Genomic DNA, 15,887 nt, shown 5'->3' on the forward strand with positions numbered 1-15,887 from the left:
GTTGGACGAAGCCGCTACCGCGGAGAACACCCCGCTGAACAGCCCCCGATAAAACAATTAAAATTTAACCTCAAGCCCTCATCAGAGGGATCGTTTATCATCAAACAATGAGGTTGCCAAACAATGACATCATCCGAAACAGAGTTCAAGCAAAACTATCAAACGCATCTTAAACACCTAAAACTCAAAGGACTCCAGCCCAAAACAATAGAGGCTTACTCCCGTGCCATGCGGCGCATCAGCACTTATTTCGACTATCACATTAACGATCTGTCCGAACCCCAGTTGACCGATTATTTCAGCGATTTGCTGGAATCCCATTCCTGGAGCAGCGTCAAACTCGATCTGTACGGCCTTAAATTCTTCTATAGTTACGTTTTGAATAAACCCTGGTCGGAGCTTAAGTTGATCAAGCCGCCAAGGGCGCAGCGTTTGCCGGACATTGTCACCGTTGAGGAAGCCCGGCGGCTGTTCACGATGACTCATACCCTCAGTTACCGGGTGTTCTTTTTTACGCTTTACAGCTTGGGTTTGCGCCTCGGCGAAGGCTTACGCCTAACGGTGGCCGATATTGATGCCGAGCGGCAGCGGGTGCATATACGCGATGCCAAGGGCAACAAAGATCGCTTGGTGCCGTTGCCGACGGCGACTTTAGTCTGCTTGCGCCGCTTCTGGCAGGTGCATCGCAATCCGGTGTTGCTGTTTCCCAATCGCCACGGCGGTCTCAAGTCGGCGCATTTGGCTACCACGCCGCTGGATCGGGGCGGCGTACAAGCGACGCTACGCCAGGTCGCCCAAGACTGCGGTATAAAAAAAAGATTACCCCGCACAGTCTGCGTCACAGCTACGCCACCCATCTGATCGAAGCGGGCGTTGACCTGCTTGAAGTCCAGAAAATTCTCGGTCACCACAGTATCCTGACCACCGCCCGTTATACCCATCTGACCGACACCACAAACCAGCAAGCCGACCAGTTAATCAATACGTTGATGAATGGCTTTGCCATCGACTGGCGGAGGATCAAATGATGTTGCTTTCGTCGATCATCCAAACCTTTGAAGCCGATTTTCTGGCGACTTATCAGAACGCGCTGTTGCCCGGTCAGCGCAAAGCGTTGGCCTCCCAGAAACAGTGCCGCACCACGCAAAGTCCGGTGATGCTGGCGCAATGCGACGGCTGCGAAAAACAAGTCTTCATCCCGCATTCCTGCGGCCATCGCAGTTGCCCCCATTGCCAGCATCATGAGAGCCAGCAATGGTTGGAACGGCAACTCAAAAAACAAGTACCCGCCGAGTATTTCTTGTTGACCTTCACCTTGCCCGAAGAACTGCGTCCTTTGGCCTGGCAACATCAACGTACACTTTATGACTTGATGATCCGTTGCAGCTGGGAGACGCTCAAAACCTTCGCGCAGAACGATCCGCAATTGCAAGGACAGGCCGGCGCCATCAGCGTACTGCACACCCATTCGCGCCGGCTCGATTATCACCCGCATGTGCATGTGGTCATGCCGGCGGCGGCTATCGATGCCGATGAACGGTTGTGGCGGACGAAAGCCGGCAAAGCCGGCAAATCCTACCTGTTCAACCACAAAGCCTTGGCGAAAGTGTTTCGCGCCAAGCTGCTTACGGCCATCCGGGAAGAGGGCCTCGAGCTTCCGGCCTGCTACGACCCACAGGGAAGTGGGAAGCGCAGAAACCGCAAGGAGCGGGTTTCTGTCCCGAAAACCTGGGTGGTGGATGTCAAGTCCGTCGGCAGCGGTGGCAAGGCGCTGGTTTATCTGGGGCGCTATCTTTACAAGGGCGTGATCCAGGAAAAGGATATTATCGCTTGTCGGGATGGGCTGGTGACCTTCCGCTACCAAGACGGCAAAACCAAACAGATGCAAACCCGAACGCTGTCAGGGCCTAAGTTCTTGTGGCTGATTTTGCAGCATGTGTTGCCCAAAGGCTTCCGGCGCGCCCGTAACTTCGGCTTTTTGCATCCCAACAGCAAGCGGCTGTTGGAATTACTTCAGCGGCTGCTCAAGCTGAACCCGGTTAAGATGCTGACAGGGTTGGCAAAAGGCCCTCAGATCAAGTGCCCTTGCTGCGGCGGTGCCATGCGGGTTGTGCAAACGCGCATTCCAGCCTCGGCGGCATTCGGGCGGCTTGCGCCATCCGGCTAACTAACGTGGAGGCGTGACCGGCTATGTAACTGCATCCGTCATTCCGAGGGAGCGAAATCGGCATTTCTAAGCCGAGGGCCACGCTCGGCTTAAAAAAGACTGTTTTTCACCTTAAATCACCACCACCCGCTAAAGGCATTGCCAAAGCAACGCTTTTGGCTTGCCCTAGACTGCTGCCGGTATAGATTCCTCGCAGCAACCGACAACATCCGAAAAGATATTTTCTTATAATAAGCCAGCTTTCCGACTACGACCGGGCTTGTCCAACAACCGGTTCAGATTGTGGCTCGCTATCGCTCACACAATCTAACCTTATTCGTTATGCCTCATGCAGGGAATAGACGGACATAGCCCGTCGGAGAAGTGAAGTTGCAATGAATTCATTGAAGAATATCCTTGGCATCGTTCTTCAGCGCACCTTGTGATTGGCGGACCCCCAATGGCGTGTAAGTGGTCTTAGGCAAACCACCTGCAGATTTATGTGCACGTAGGGCGCGCTTGACTCGTCCAGGTGACATCGGAATACTCGCCGGCAATTCACGTTTTTCCAGCTCGTGTCCCCAATATTCCTTGTACATGTCACGGTGAAGATGATGGAGTTGTGAGAGCGAAATTCGTTCAAAGAATCCAGTTTTGGCTAAGAGCTCCCTAAGGCGGGCCCTGCTGGGATGAGAGAGTGCTACTAAAAAGAAGTACCGACATTCGATGAACGTGATTTGAGCGAATACCAACTCTCTATATGAATTAATCAGCAAGTGATCCGGCGCTCCTCGGAGCATGTGCTCGAGTAAAACTTCAAAGGTATCTACTAGACGAGTCTGTGGATGAATTTCAGTTCCCACAATCTTGAAGTTCCGGTAATGCAAATAGTCTATGCGTTGTCTGTCGTTTTCTGTAAGTGAGCCGCTGTCCCACCTTCCCTTAATATCTCGCGGCAAAACATTTACACACTCTTCCACGATGGCGGAGTTCACTCTGTCCAAGGCCTTTCTCAGCAAGTCGCGCCCCGCTGTGTCGCCCACACGTACTTCTGAAAGGGTGTGGTGGTAGATATCTAATAGCCTGAACAATATTTCTTCATACCGTCCCTTCTCGTCATTCTGCCGATTGTGCTTCGCATCTTCTTCCTGTGCACGAATCTGTCTCTGCTGCAGCAATAAGGTTATGACTAAGCCGCCAAAACCGAGCGCAGTGAAGAGTGATGTGATTCGGCCAAAACTATCACCGTACACACCATACTTTTCCACGGTCTGCTCGGTAGGAACGGGAATACTGTGGGCTGTATAAAACCAGAAGAGGCCCACTGCTAGTAAAGCCACTGATGGCCCCCAAACACTTTTTATAAGTCTCGAAATAGCTTTACCCGATTGATTACCGAACCTGCGGATTCGTGCCGCGATAGTAATTGCCTTGCCTTTCATTTCATGCGGCCCTTAGGCCCCCCCGATTTTTTTGTGATGGAAATGCTGGTTATTGGGGCATAACAAGTGATTATATAGTTTCCGTATATCATCCCTGATTCCCCTATTCTAGGCAATAAGCTCTGGAGTTTTCTCGAAACCCTGACTGTATATCTCCCGTATCGGCGGATTGTAGTTTCTTTTTATTACGTGACAGACGGTTTCCGGCCATTCAACGCTCGCGTTAATATCGATCAACAAAAGTAATCAGATCAGTCAATCAGTACAGGCCGGACTCATGCATTATGGCCGTGAATTTCTGGCATGATCGGTCTCGTTAGCCAATTCATAAGTTCCCTATGCAAATACTTACCTGTAAAATCTGCCGCTTTATTATTAGTATTGGAGCAACAGCAAAATGGGTAGAGCCTATCAAAACCGAAAAGTGTCCATGGCTAAGACGGCAGAAGCCAAGACCAAGGTCTACAGCAAATACGGCCGTGCAATTTATGTGAGCGCCAAGTCGGGGGGCGTTGACCCGTCAGCAAACTTGACTTTGCGCGGCTTGATTGAACGCGCCAAGAAAGACCAGGTTCCTACCCATGTTATTGAAAAAGCCATCGACAAGGCTAAAGGCGCCGGCGGTGAAGATTTCGCGGTTGCACGCTATGAAGGCTATGGCCCTGGCGGCTGTATGGTGATAGTCGAATGTCTGACTGATAATCCTAACCGCACTTACGGCGATGTGCGCCAGTGTTTTGTAAAAACAAAATCCAAAATCGGCACGCCCGGCACAGTCAGCCATATGTTCGACCATGCCGCTATCCTGGCATTTAAACATGACGATGAGGATGCGGTTCTTGAAGCCTTACTTTCGGCCGATGTCGATGTCAGCGATATTGAAAGCGAGGAGGGAAAAATCACCGTGTTCACGCCCCAGGCCGATTACTTCAAGGCCAAGCAAGCCTTAACGGATTTGTTAGGCGAAATTGATTTTGAAGTGGACGAGATTCAATTTTTGCCCAAAGGCGGCAGCCCGATCAGCGGCGATGATGTTGCGCAGTTTGAGAGGTTTTTAGACCTGTGCAACGATCTGGACGACGTGCAGAATGTTTATCATGATGCGGAGTATTAACAGCCGTGCCGTAAAGCAAACATGACGCCCATTAACAGCCTCTGTATCTATTGCGGTTCCAGTCCGGGGCGGCTCGACGCCTACGCCTCGGCCGCTGTTGCGCTGGCCGAGTCGCTGGTCAGCCGAAACATCAGGCTGGTATACGGCGGCGCGAGTATCGGCATCATGGGCAGGGTGGCGGATCAGGTATTGAAGCTCGGCGGCCAAGTTGTCGGCGTGATACCGAAAGCCTTGGCGCATAAAGAAGTCGCGCACCATCACTTGACCGAACTGCATGTGACCCAATCGATGCATGAGCGGAAGATGCTGATGGCCGAGCTTGCGGATGGCTTTATCGCACTTCCCGGCGGCATAGGAACGCTTGAGGAATTATTCGAGATTTGGACTTGGGCGCAACTGGGATTTCATCATAAGCCATGCGGCCTGCTCAATGTGGAAGGTTATTACGATGCGCTGATCGAGTTTTTAGATCACGTAAAGGCAGAGCAATTTGTTAAGGAACATCACCATGCGATGTTGATGGTGGAGACCCATCCTGATGCGTTGCTGGAGCGCTTTGTCAATTACCGGCCGCCTGCCGTGAAACATTGGCTTGGCAAAGACGAGACCTGATCGGTTAAACTGATTCCAGCCGGGGAAATAAGCCCCCAACTATGGTCGGGTGCTTGGCGCTCTCAATACGACTTAATTTAAAGGAGATAATTATGCATTCCATTTCAGGGCGGTTTAATCATAAATGCTGCCGCTTTGTGATTTTGATCCTACCACTGATAATCACCGGCTGTTCTTTCTCGGACAGTTCCAGGAGTAGTTCCACCAGTTCCGAGAGTATTTCCGACAGCTCAGGGAGTTTATCCGATTCATCAGGCTCTAGTTCCAGCAGCAAGTCGAACAGGGAAAAGAAATACGAAAGCGAAGTGTCGGACTACACGATGGCTTATGTGAAATCCTCCCATGCGGATGCCGATTACGCCGGCTTTCTTAAGGGCTTAAGCGATATTGCCGCGAAGATCGGTATCGTTAACTGGGATGAGGAGCCAAAAACCTACAGGGGGATCGGCAAAGGCTTGAAGAAAGCAGGGGTTGAGGGTGCCGCTTACGAAACCTATAAAAAGAATTTTGCAGGCTCCGATCAACAGCATATGCAAAGTATTCAAAAAGGTTACGAGTCCGAGAAATAAACTATTCGTCTTCAAGGTCGGCGATCCGGGACATGATGCGCTCGAAATTACAGGCCATCGGCGTTCTGGCGGCCTTGGCTTTACCGCCGTCCGCCGGCACGGCCGCCGGCTTTAATTACCTGTATATAGAAGCCGGTGAAGGCAATTCGAGCGGGGGGCATACCGCGATTCAATTCGATGATGAAATTTACCATTATCAACATGTCGATTCCGGCCTGATCCGCCTGTTCAGGCAAGAAAAAACCGAATTTCATTTTCTCTACCGCTACTTGCAGAATCGCCCGGTGCATCTAAGCCGCGTCGAGGTCAGCGAAGACACTTTCGATCTGCTTAAAGACCAATTCAAGTGGCGGTTTTTGAAGCAGGAACGGCAGTTCAAACTGCTCGACGATCTGCATAAAGAGCGGATTTTTATCCGGCACTTGTTGCAGAAAACAACCGGCGGCCACGCTATTGCCTCCTCCGATGCGGCTCCGGTTTTGCGGTTAAAAGGCGTCGGGCTTTTTTATCCTGAACCGGGCCGGCAGCCTCAATACACGGACAGCAACCTAACAAAACAACAATCGCTAAGCGTTCAAAGTTTGCGCCGAAAAGTGGAGCAGCGATATGGCCCGGACTTTTTGCAGCGCCGCCGTGAAATGATCGAAGCGCAAATCAAAGCATTAGCGCCCAGCCAGTGGCCTGCGATAAATTCGGATTTGGTCGCTGAGGAATTTCCTTCCTCAATCTATACCTTCACGGAAAGATATTCGGACTATCTGACCGCATTATTTGCGATCAAGGCCCTAATGGATGCGCCGCCGCTGCAATCCGGCGCTCTGTTGCCGACGAATCAGCCGGTTTTCAAAATTTCCGAAGCGGAAAGACGGGCATTGGCCGAGTTGCAGGGTGATTTCGAAACCGGCCTGATCAAAGCGCTCGATTCAAGCCGCCCGGACTGGGGTTATGCCGTTTTAGTCGATATGGCCCGCTATATCGCTATCGACGCCTCATTGCAGTCCGGCTACTGGGTTTTTACTGACGATTTTACCGAAAACAGCGAACGGCTCAGGCCGGATCAGTACCTTGAACACAGCGCCCGGATACGGATACTGGTTAGCGACGCCAGGGCGGCTCTGGAACGTAACCGCCTATCGGCAACGTCCCGCCAACATTTGGGCGAGGCGGAATACAGTCAAATCGAAATGGCGGGCAACCGTTATATCGAACTGCTGAACAGCGAACAGCGTCATGATTTCCGTTATAACGGTCAAAAAGCCCTGCCGTCAAAGAGCATCGTTTTCCCGGACGGCCCGGTTCCGAATCTTAGCCCGGAACAATTAACCACGGCGCTGTCGGCATTGGATAACATTGAAAGCAGCCTGCTTGAAGCATTAAAACAAAGCTATCGCTATGATCTGTTTAGCCGCAATTGCGTGACCGAACTGTTCGGAACCATCAACCAGGCACTGTTAAAGCCCTACCGTTCCGGCGATGAAGTTGCGGACCCGGAAGCTTTAACGATAAAGGAATCCGAACAGCGTTTGGGCGGATATATCGAGACAGCCTATAACTTCGTCCCGTTTGTTGCTTACCAATCGGTTCTGGATCATTACCATGTGACGCAGAGCAGTGATCTGGATTCTTACCGCCGCCTCGAATTGGCAAAGCTCTCAGCCCGGCAAAACAGCCTGATAACGGGATTGAGGGAATCGAATATCATCAGCAGTCGTTTATACAAATACAATCCCGACGACGCGTTATTTGTATTTTTTACCGACGACAATGTGCTGCTGAGGCCGTTGTTCGGTGTTGTCAACACCGGCGCAGGGATCGGCCAAAGCATTTACGGCTTTTTCAGCTGGCCGCTGGATTCGGGGAAAAATTTGCAGTCGGGCGCAACCGGCATTTTAATGAGTCTGCCCGAATTGTTTTTTTTCAATATGCGCAAGGGCAGTTACCGGTATTTATCCCTGAATCAATTGACCCATGCGGACTTGCCGGATCATTGATATGATCTTTTACGTTTTTAATTTAAACCGCGACAGAGGAGTACGGGCATGAACGATAGATTTTTTGAAAGAGCGGGCGGTCTTGCGATCGTCGCCGTGTTGGTTATTGCCTGTCTGAAGATCATCGCTCCTTTTCTGGGGCCGATGCTTTGGGGAGCCATCATCGCAATATCGACCTGGCCCTTGTTTGACCGGCTGCAACGGCAACTGGGGGGGCGGCAGGGTTTTGCTGCCTTTATCCTGACGACAGGACTGATCCTGGTTTTTGTCGTTCCCATATTCCTGCTGGTTTACTCCTTGACCGAGCATGTCGCTTCAGTGAGCGGGCTGATCAAGGATCTGACAACGATGACATTGCCGCCGGCTCCGGCTTGGCTGGTTGATGCGCCGCTGATCGGCCCGAGAATCGACGCATTCTGGCAGCAGGCAAGCACCGACATGCCGGCCCTTCTGGAGACCGCGAGGCCCGCCCTCAAGGACGGGATGACCTGGCTGCTTAAACAAAGCGGGAATTTGACGCTGTCGCTTTTTGAGTTTCTTCTGGCGATCGTGTTGGCCGGATTTCTATGCGCTAACGGCGCCGGGACCCAGGAATTGCTGAAGCGTTTAATTTGCCGAGTCGCAGGAGAAACGGGCCTTGAACTGATTGCTATTGCGGGGCAAACCGTCCGGGCGGTATCCGTAGGCGTGGTGGGTACGGCGCTGATGCAGGCTTTATTGAGCGTGTTCGGCTTCGCCATTGCCGGCATACCGGGTGCGGGCTTGTTGGGCTTATTCTGTTTTATTCTGGCTATGTTGCAAGTTGGTACGGCCCTGGTCTGGATTCCGGCGGCCGTCTGGCTGTCCTATCAGGGCGAAACGGGGTGGGCGGTTTTTACCGTCGGCTGGAGTATCTTTATTAATATAGCGGACAATTTTGTGAAGCCCTACCTGATCAGCCACGGCAGCGGCTTGCCTATTCCGCTTATCTTTCTTGGCGTATTGGGCGGCTTGCTGGCATGGGGTTTTGTCGGCATCTTTGTCGGCGCTACCCTGTTGGTCGTCTGTTTTACATTGCTGAAAAGCTGGTTGGATCTGGAACAAGCTATTGATCCCGTCGATACCGGGGATTCTAAGGAACATGCATAAATTAATTTAAGCAATCAGCATGAAGCGCATGAAGACTTAAATCCTTCATGCGCTTCATGGTTTAAAAATAAAATTTGCTCAAGTTATTTCATGTACGATCCTAAGCATTAGGCTTGGCCTTAGAAAATTTCGTAGGGTACGCTGTGCGTACCTTATCGAAGGCTCAGCCTCTCGGCTTGGTCTGACTATTCGCGCCAAAAACCGACTTTCCGGCCTTGGCTGAGATGCGCTGGTATTTGGCGTAAGCGAGGCCGGCGGAACTGCGCAATTCCGCTTCACTCGCCTGGGTTGCAAAACCTCGGGCAACCGCTTCCAGCACATAGGCTTCCGGCGCCATGAAGCTGAAAGTGGTTACTACCGGCTTTGAACCTGCGGCAAGCAAATGCCCCGAGAAAAACTCATCGCTCAGGCAGGCCAGGACAACTGCCGGTTTATCGTGTCCGGCATGTTTGGGGAAGCGTTTTATGATGGGCTGGTTTTGTTCGTCCATCAAGCCGTCATGGCCGATGAATACGACCATTTCACGCTGCGCCGCATCGGGCGGCGTAGCGGCTTGTTGCATAAAATCAAGCATTGCCTGGTCAATCTTGCTGCCGCGATATGCGTCGGCGGTAACGGTGAGCCGGTCCTTCCAGGAAAACTGGCAGCGTTCCAGGATAGTCTCGTTAATATCTTTTTCGCAGCCCAAGTTTTTCCAGCCGTCCGCCTTGCTCAAAAAGGTTTTCACGCCATAAGCCGCGCCCCAATACAGGTTGTTACGAGGATCATCGCCATTGCCGATTTTCGCAGGAACAGGCACGATGCCTTGCGATACGTTGTCGACCAGGGACACAATCACGGAAATATGCGTGTTGGGTACGGCTGCGGCATAAGCCGGCAACGCCGCAAAAAACAGCAGGCTGAATAAACAAATCGAGCGCAGGGTAGTCATGTGTACGAACCCTCCAGAAGGCAAGGCAATAAGGATCATAGGATGTTGATAGGGGCTCCGCCGCGTTCAACCGACACGGATCATAGCGCAGTGGGTTTAGACATAGCAAAAAATGTTTTTTATTTTTGCAGTCTGGGGCATGATGATAACGTTATGGAAGGGATGCTGTGCGTACCATTGAACGCCGAAAGGAATGCATACCCTACGCTATTTCACTATCCGCCAGATAGCAGCCCGGATCCTCGGCCCAGAAATTTCCTGTCGTTTGCGCGGCCCTGACGCGGGTGTTGCCGTTGCAGATTTCTTGGTAACGGCATCTTCCGCAGCGCCCTTCAAGCGGTCTGGGATGTTGCTTAAGACCCGCCATCAACGGATCGCCGGTGTCCATCCATATTTCCGAGAAAGGCCGTTCCTTTACATTGCCCAATTCGTAATGCCACCAGAATGTGTCGGGATGGACGTTGCCCAGATTGTCGATATTGGCGACATTGACGCCCGAGGCATTGCCACCCCATTGTTCCAGCTTGGCTTTGATGTGATCGGCTTGATCGGGAAAATGACGCGCTACCCAGTGTAAAAAATAAACCGCATCGGCGTCGTTATTGCCGGTCACGAATTCCCGGTCTTTACCTTCCTTGAGCCATTGGTAACTGGTTTCAAACAGCAAATCCATCGCGGTCCGGGTCATCGCAAAATGGGCGTCGTCCTTGCGGTTCTTATTGCCGCGGCCGCCGTAATTCAGATGCGACAAATAGAATTTGTCGATATTGTGTTCATCCATTAGCTGCAACAGGGCAGGGAAATCCTGGGCGTTATCCTGCGTCAACGTAAAGCGCAGGCCGACTTTGATGCTTTTTTTCAGGCACAGGCGGATGCCGTGCAGGGCTTGGTCGAATGAGCCTTGTACCCGGCGGAACCGGTCGTGGGTATCCTTGATGCCGTCCAGGCTGACGCCGATATATTGGTAATTAATCGCGGCGATTTCATCGATATTAGCCGCGGAGATTTTGGTGCCGTTGGTCGATAACGCGACATAAAAGCCCATGTCTTTCGCGCGCCGGGAAATGTTAAAGATGTCGGGATGCAGCAATGGTTCGCCGCCGGACAAGATCAACACCGGCACTTTAAAGGCTTTCAGGTCGTCCATGACCGTATAGATTTCCGGCGTGCTCAATTCGTTCGGGAAATCGATGTCGGTGGACGTCGTATAGCAATGCTTGCAGGTGAGGTTGCAGCGGCGGATTAAATTCCAGATAACCACCGGAGCCGCCGGTTTGCGCGCCGGTTTTAACGGTGTCGGGTCTATCAGTTCGCGCATGTAGTGGCTTAGTCTAAACATAATCAATAACTACTCAAAAGTTAGAAAAATAGAACACGGATACCAAAAGTAGGCGCCTCTAGGCGACACGGCTTTAACGGATAAACACTGATAAACCGTGAATAAAAAATCCGTTTAAATCCGTCTAATCAGTGCCATCCGTGTTCTATTATGCACTCGTTCGGAAACCGGTTTCGCTCGTTTTCGCTCGTTCCCAAGCTCCAGCTTGGGAATGCAGTCTTGGAAGCTCCAGCTTCCCGAGTCGCGAAGCTGGAGCTTCGCTAACTGGGTTCACCACGAACGGTTTAACTTAAAGCGGGGCGGGGTTTGCAACCCCGCCCCTGACGTTTCCGCGAAGCCTAAAGCAAAGTGGGTATGCTTAATCAGCGCAAAACGTTTCGGACTGGGCAACATGCCCCGTCCGGCTTGCTAGGATTTCTGCTGCTCGGCAACTGCTCCATGCGTCGCCTAAAGCGCCTACTTTTGGTGCTCTACCTCCTTGCAGTCGTCCGAAAACCGGTTTTTTTCAGGATTTTTGTGCTGTATAAAACATCAGAACCCAGATTATAGTCGCCGAGCAGATCGGAAATTTGCTGAATCTGTTGATCGACGGCTTCCTGAGTTTTTCCATGCACCATCGCAAACAGGTTGTATAGCCATTCGGGCGGATGCCGGGGGCGATGGTAGCAATGGCTGACAAATTCCAGTTGGCCGACTTTTTGCCCCATTTCATCGATGAACTCATCCGGGATATTCCAGACAGTCATGCCGTTAAAGCGATAACCCAATTTATAGTGGTTGGGTACTGCGCCGATACGGCGGATGATGCCGCTGTTTTGCATGGTTGACAATCTCATCATAACATCATCCGCGGTCAGGCCGAGTTGCTCTGCAATAGCCTGGTAGGGCTGAGGCGTTAACGGCAAACCGGCCTGGGTCGCCTGGATGATTTTGCGGTCTGTTTCATCGAGCATGCTTAGGCTTCCAGCTTCAGGTTGACAAAATATTCTTTGTTTTTCGGCATGTTGTAGACGGTCAGTCCCGTTTGTTGTTCTATTGCACTGACGGTTTGCCGGATTTGTTCGGGCGTTTCCGTGGCGATCACAAACCACATATTCAGCTCATGGCTGCGTGCGTAATTATGGGCGACTTCAGGAAAGCTGTTGATGATTTCGGTGATTTCATCGAAGCGCTGTTGCGGGGCTTTAACGGCCGCCAGGGTCAAGGCTCCGCCCATTTGTTCGGCGTTATACAAGGGGCCGAAGCGGGTCAGGACGCCGTTATCCAACAGCGCTTTCAGCCTGGCTATCAGCTCCTGTTCGGTCAGTCCCAATTGCACGGCGACTTGTCGGTAAGGCGCGTCGCAGATCGGAAAGCCGTTTTGCAGGGCGTTGATAATTTTTTTGTCTATTTCATCCATCAGCTAAAGCCGGGGTAGGATTTTTATAAATGGCGCCGCGTTGCTTGAAACAGCGCTTGCTGAACAGGATTTCCTTGTCGAAACCGCTTAAGCCGCAAGCGTCAACGAGTTGTTCCAGTTGCTTTAACACGGTGGCCTTGTCTTTGCCGTGGATCATGCAATACAGGTTATACGGCCATTCCGGCTGCCGGGGGCGCTGGTAACAGAGCGTCACGAACGAAAACCGGCTGATATGGCCGCCCAGTTGCTTGATTAGATGATCCGGTACGTCCCAGACGATCATCGCATTGGCGCGGTAGCCCAGTTGCCGGTGTTTGACGATGACGCCCATGCGTTTGATCAGGCCTTGTTGTTTAAGCCGGGTTAGGCGCTCGATCACTTCGGCTTCGGGCATGTCGCAAAGCTGTCCGATGTCGGCATAAGGTCTGGCGCAAATGGGCAGACCCAGCTGGATATGTTCGAGCAGTTGACGGTCACGAGAATCAATCATTATTCAAGTCCAGCTTAAAGCCCAAATCAATGAAAAAATCGTCCAGCATCGGCAGCAGCATGGCCGGGTAGGATGTTTCCCGTTCTATCGAATCGATCACCGCGTGTAAGTGTTCGGTATCGGACGCGATGACCACGAACCAGAGATTAAACCGGTGTTCGCGTTCGTAATTATGATTGACTTCGGGATACGCGCTGATTATATCGGCGACAGTTTGCAAATGTTGTTCGGGTACCGACATGGCGACCAGGGCGCTGACACCGATATGATTGGGCGGAATGACCGGCCCGATGCGGCTTATCAGGTTGTTATCGTTCAGCTCGGTAAATGCCGATAAAACCTCGGCTTCGGTCACGCCCAGCGCATCGGCGATGTCCTGATAAGGCCTGGTCGACAGCGGGAAATCGTGCTGATAGTCGTTTAGCAGCTGTTTGTGTAAGGTCGTCAGCATGGGTCTATAAGCCGATTTTATGCGCACGCGAACTAAAGAAAATGCCGTTGGGTTTGTTGGCGGGCAGGCGGGTGATTTCCTGCAAGGTGTCCGTATCGTAAACCACCAGTTGGTTATCGTCTCTTAGCGCAACCCAGACTTGCTCACCGCGCGGGGTGAATTCCATGTGCAGGACGCCTTTTCCGGGCGACAAGGTTTTATGCAGGGACAGGTCTTTGACATCGATAATCTGTAATTGGTTATTATCGGGGAAGGCGAAGTTAACCCAGACTTGCCGCGCATCGGGCCTTGCCATCACAAAGACCGGTTGCCCTGCGACCGCTATGGTGTCGTGCAGTTCCCAGGTGTTTTTGTCGATGACCAGAACCTTGTGCTGGCCTACCGCGGGTGCAAACACGTAGTCGCCTGCTACCGCCCAGCCTTCAAGATGCGGCATTTTATAAACGGGCAGTTTTTCATCGTCTTTGCCGTAGTCGGGCAATATGTGTTTGACTCCGGCATCAAGATTCCATAAATCCAGCAGCGCCAGTCCGGGTTCGCCGAATAAACCGGCGATATAGTAGTGTCCGTCCGGCGACATTAGCGCGTCGTAAGGCTGCTTGCCGATGTTCGGGAATTTTTTGATGAGCGGCGCTTTGGGATTTTTAAAGTCGGCCATCCATATTTCACCAGCATCGAACAGGGAAAATACAAAGCGCTGTCCGGGGGCGTCAACCAGGCCGACCACTTTGGAGCGCAGCCCATCGCCGTAGTCGGAAGGAATGTCGGCAACCAGTTCCAGCGTGTCGGCTGAAAAAACCTTAACGCCGCCGGGTGTGTAGTTGGACACGGCGATTAATTTTCCGTCCTGGGAAATAGCACCGCCGATGCTGTTGCCGGCCTGGATGATGCGCTTGTCGATGGCATCCTTGAGCATATCGATTTTAGTCAAGCCCCCGTCGCGGCCGAAAACATAGGCGTAACGTTGGTCGCGGGAGAAAACCACGGAAGCGTGGGACAAATCGCCCAGCTTTTCGATCTTGGCTAAGCGTTTATGCTCGGTGGTGTTAATGATCAGCGCATTGCCGTCTTCGCGTTCGATCACGACGCCCAGGTCGCCGGTGGCGCGTAGGTCGGCAGTGGCGTTGAGAGAGATCAGCAAGGTTAAAAAGGGAAGCAGTTTTTTCATAAAAATATTAATGCAGGCATAAACTGAAGCGTGTTATCGGCAATTTCGTAGGGAGGAAACGCTACGATGATAATTGACAGACAATGTTTTTTAATTCCTCAATTGCCAATGGTGGATCTACTCTATGGAGCATGGAATGACAATTTGGGCAAACAGGTCTCAAGTCATTAATTGGATCAACTTGGTATGATTTGCCTATTTTTGATATTGGCACCAGATGATGAACGTGGATAAATCCATTACCTAATTCGCCGTAAGTTCTTACAAAATCAAATCCGCAAACTGAACAAATGGCTTTCCAATGCTGAACGCATAATTGTTTTGCTCTGACATTTCGTTCATAGGCATTAACAGTTATTGTTCGTTTAATTCCCTCAAATAAAGTTTCTGGTGTCGCTGATAACTCGTTCGGAAAGTGTTCGTCGCCAGTTAACTCTGTCGCTTCTAGTGCTTCAACTAACTCAGGGCGTAACTGCCAAACGAACTTAATACCATCTTCCCAGCCATTAAAGAACAAGTCCCAGAATTTATATTTTTCTTTGCTTCGTGCAGTAAAGTTTATGTCGTAGTGTTCTGCAATGCGTTTAGCATATCTACCAAGCTCCAGATTTAATGGCCCATAATGAGTTCCTAGGATTAGGCCAATTTGGCTGGCGTATGCTTTGTGGCCTTCAAAGGAATAGAGAGCTTGAAACATGGCGATGTCGAACTCTTTTGTTATGGCACTATTTTGTAAAACTTCTATCCATTGTGTGTTTGTAAGTTCTGTTGCCATTGTTGTATCCCTTGTCCTTATTTATCGTTTCCATACTTACGCAATATCCCAACCAGCCAAGCAGCCTCATCCCGATTCATAAACGGCTGCCAAGGCGGCATGGCGGTTCCTTCTCGACCGTTAAGAATGGTTGAAATTAAAAAATCATCGGGCTTCCCGGCCAATACTTCGGGCAACAGGGCAGGGCCAAGGCCGCCTTTTAATGTCAGTCCATGACACGCTCCGCAATCATGATTGAGCATGTTGCGCAGCGTGCTTTGCCTTTCCTGAGACGGCTCGCCGGCCAGGCTGGCTTTGGCTAAAACAGCTGTCATAACCAACATTAAAAGCGG

At 51.3% G+C, this 15,887-nt stretch carries 16 protein-coding genes and 1 pseudogene; 7 read left to right on the forward strand and 10 right to left on the reverse strand.

The window, feature by feature from the left end:
- The first annotated feature begins 123 nt into the window (after nucleotides 1–123).
- Nucleotides 124–1,028, forward strand: a pseudogene (locus tag V3O24_RS03350) (site-specific integrase).
- A complete protein-coding gene (locus V3O24_RS03355) occupies nucleotides 1,025–2,167 on the forward strand; it encodes an IS91 family transposase (RefSeq protein WP_331306213.1) in 1,143 nt (380 codons plus the stop codon). The pseudogene V3O24_RS03350 and the gene V3O24_RS03355 overlap by 4 nt, the downstream one beginning before the upstream one ends.
- Nucleotides 2,168–2,547: 380 nt before the next feature.
- Here V3O24_RS03355 and V3O24_RS03360 read toward each other — a convergent pair whose 3' ends face one another.
- Nucleotides 2,548–3,588 (reverse strand): hypothetical protein, encoded by a 1,041-nt coding sequence (locus tag V3O24_RS03360; RefSeq protein ID WP_331306215.1) that lies wholly within the window; start codon nucleotides 3,586–3,588, stop codon nucleotides 2,548–2,550.
- Between the two features lie 397 nt (nucleotides 3,589–3,985).
- Here V3O24_RS03360 and V3O24_RS03365 point away from each other — a divergent pair, with 397 nt between their 5' ends.
- The 5 genes from V3O24_RS03365 to V3O24_RS03385 all read left to right on the forward strand — a co-directional run bounded on the left by V3O24_RS03365 (nucleotide 3,986) and on the right by V3O24_RS03385 (nucleotide 9,002).
- Nucleotides 3,986–4,702: a YebC/PmpR family DNA-binding transcriptional regulator gene (locus V3O24_RS03365; protein ID WP_104424799.1), complete on the forward strand. Its 717-nt coding sequence runs from the start codon at nucleotides 3,986–3,988 to the stop codon at nucleotides 4,700–4,702.
- A gap of 21 nt (nucleotides 4,703–4,723) precedes the next feature.
- Complete coding sequence (locus V3O24_RS03370; RefSeq protein ID WP_331306216.1) at nucleotides 4,724–5,314, forward strand: TIGR00730 family Rossman fold protein; 591 nt, start codon at nucleotides 4,724–4,726, stop codon at nucleotides 5,312–5,314.
- A 92-nt stretch (nucleotides 5,315–5,406) separates the two neighbouring features.
- Nucleotides 5,407–5,883, forward strand: coding sequence for a putative lipoprotein (locus V3O24_RS03375; protein WP_331306217.1), 477 nt, complete (start codon nucleotides 5,407–5,409; stop codon nucleotides 5,881–5,883).
- Between the two features lie 32 nt (nucleotides 5,884–5,915).
- Nucleotides 5,916–7,874 carry a hypothetical protein gene (locus tag V3O24_RS03380; protein WP_331306218.1) on the forward strand — a complete coding sequence of 653 codons (1,959 nt, stop codon included), beginning with the start codon at nucleotides 5,916–5,918 and terminating at the stop codon, nucleotides 7,872–7,874.
- Between the two features lie 48 nt (nucleotides 7,875–7,922).
- Nucleotides 7,923–9,002 carry an AI-2E family transporter gene (locus tag V3O24_RS03385; RefSeq protein WP_331306219.1) on the forward strand — a complete coding sequence of 360 codons (1,080 nt, stop codon included), beginning with the start codon at nucleotides 7,923–7,925 and terminating at the stop codon, nucleotides 9,000–9,002.
- 163 nt (nucleotides 9,003–9,165) lie between these two features.
- Here V3O24_RS03385 and V3O24_RS03390 read toward each other — a convergent pair whose 3' ends face one another.
- The 9 genes from V3O24_RS03390 to V3O24_RS03430 all read right to left on the reverse strand — a co-directional run bounded on the left by V3O24_RS03390 (nucleotide 9,166) and on the right by V3O24_RS03430 (nucleotide 15,878).
- Nucleotides 9,166–9,933, reverse strand: coding sequence for a hypothetical protein (locus tag V3O24_RS03390; protein ID WP_331306220.1), 768 nt, complete (start codon nucleotides 9,931–9,933; stop codon nucleotides 9,166–9,168).
- 202 nt (nucleotides 9,934–10,135) lie between these two features.
- The gene (nirJ, locus tag V3O24_RS03395) at nucleotides 10,136–11,272 is read right to left on the reverse strand and encodes a heme d1 biosynthesis radical SAM protein NirJ (RefSeq protein WP_331306221.1); all 1,137 of its coding nucleotides are present in this window, start codon (nucleotides 11,270–11,272) and stop codon (nucleotides 10,136–10,138) included.
- 470 nt (nucleotides 11,273–11,742) lie between these two features.
- A complete protein-coding gene (locus V3O24_RS03400) occupies nucleotides 11,743–12,225 on the reverse strand; it encodes an AsnC family transcriptional regulator (protein WP_181049921.1) in 483 nt (160 codons plus the stop codon).
- A gap of 2 nt (nucleotides 12,226–12,227) precedes the next feature.
- Nucleotides 12,228–12,671 carry an AsnC family transcriptional regulator gene (locus V3O24_RS03405; RefSeq protein ID WP_104424792.1) on the reverse strand — a complete coding sequence of 148 codons (444 nt, stop codon included), beginning with the start codon at nucleotides 12,669–12,671 and terminating at the stop codon, nucleotides 12,228–12,230.
- Complete coding sequence (locus V3O24_RS03410; RefSeq protein ID WP_331306222.1) at nucleotides 12,664–13,161, reverse strand: AsnC family protein; 498 nt, start codon at nucleotides 13,159–13,161, stop codon at nucleotides 12,664–12,666. Before V3O24_RS03410 ends, V3O24_RS03405 begins: the two co-directional genes overlap by 8 nt.
- Nucleotides 13,154–13,612, reverse strand: a complete 459-nt coding sequence (locus V3O24_RS03415) for an Lrp/AsnC family transcriptional regulator (protein WP_331306223.1) — start codon at nucleotides 13,610–13,612, stop codon at nucleotides 13,154–13,156. Before V3O24_RS03415 ends, V3O24_RS03410 begins: the two co-directional genes overlap by 8 nt.
- Nucleotides 13,613–13,616: 4 nt before the next feature.
- Nucleotides 13,617–14,780: a cytochrome D1 domain-containing protein gene (locus tag V3O24_RS03420; protein WP_331306224.1), complete on the reverse strand. Its 1,164-nt coding sequence runs from the start codon at nucleotides 14,778–14,780 to the stop codon at nucleotides 13,617–13,619.
- 61 nt (nucleotides 14,781–14,841) lie between these two features.
- Nucleotides 14,842–15,555 (reverse strand): HNH endonuclease, encoded by a 714-nt coding sequence (locus tag V3O24_RS03425; protein WP_331306225.1) that lies wholly within the window; start codon nucleotides 15,553–15,555, stop codon nucleotides 14,842–14,844.
- A 17-nt stretch (nucleotides 15,556–15,572) separates the two neighbouring features.
- The gene (locus V3O24_RS03430) at nucleotides 15,573–15,878 is read right to left on the reverse strand and encodes a cytochrome c (RefSeq protein ID WP_331306226.1); all 306 of its coding nucleotides are present in this window, start codon (nucleotides 15,876–15,878) and stop codon (nucleotides 15,573–15,575) included.
- Between the last annotated feature and the right edge of the window lie 9 nt (nucleotides 15,879–15,887).

Source organism: Methylobacter sp. Wu8, assembly GCF_036440755.1.
In the GTDB taxonomy this organism is placed as follows: Bacteria; Pseudomonadota; Gammaproteobacteria; order Methylococcales; family Methylomonadaceae; genus Methylobacter_A; species Methylobacter_A tundripaludum_A.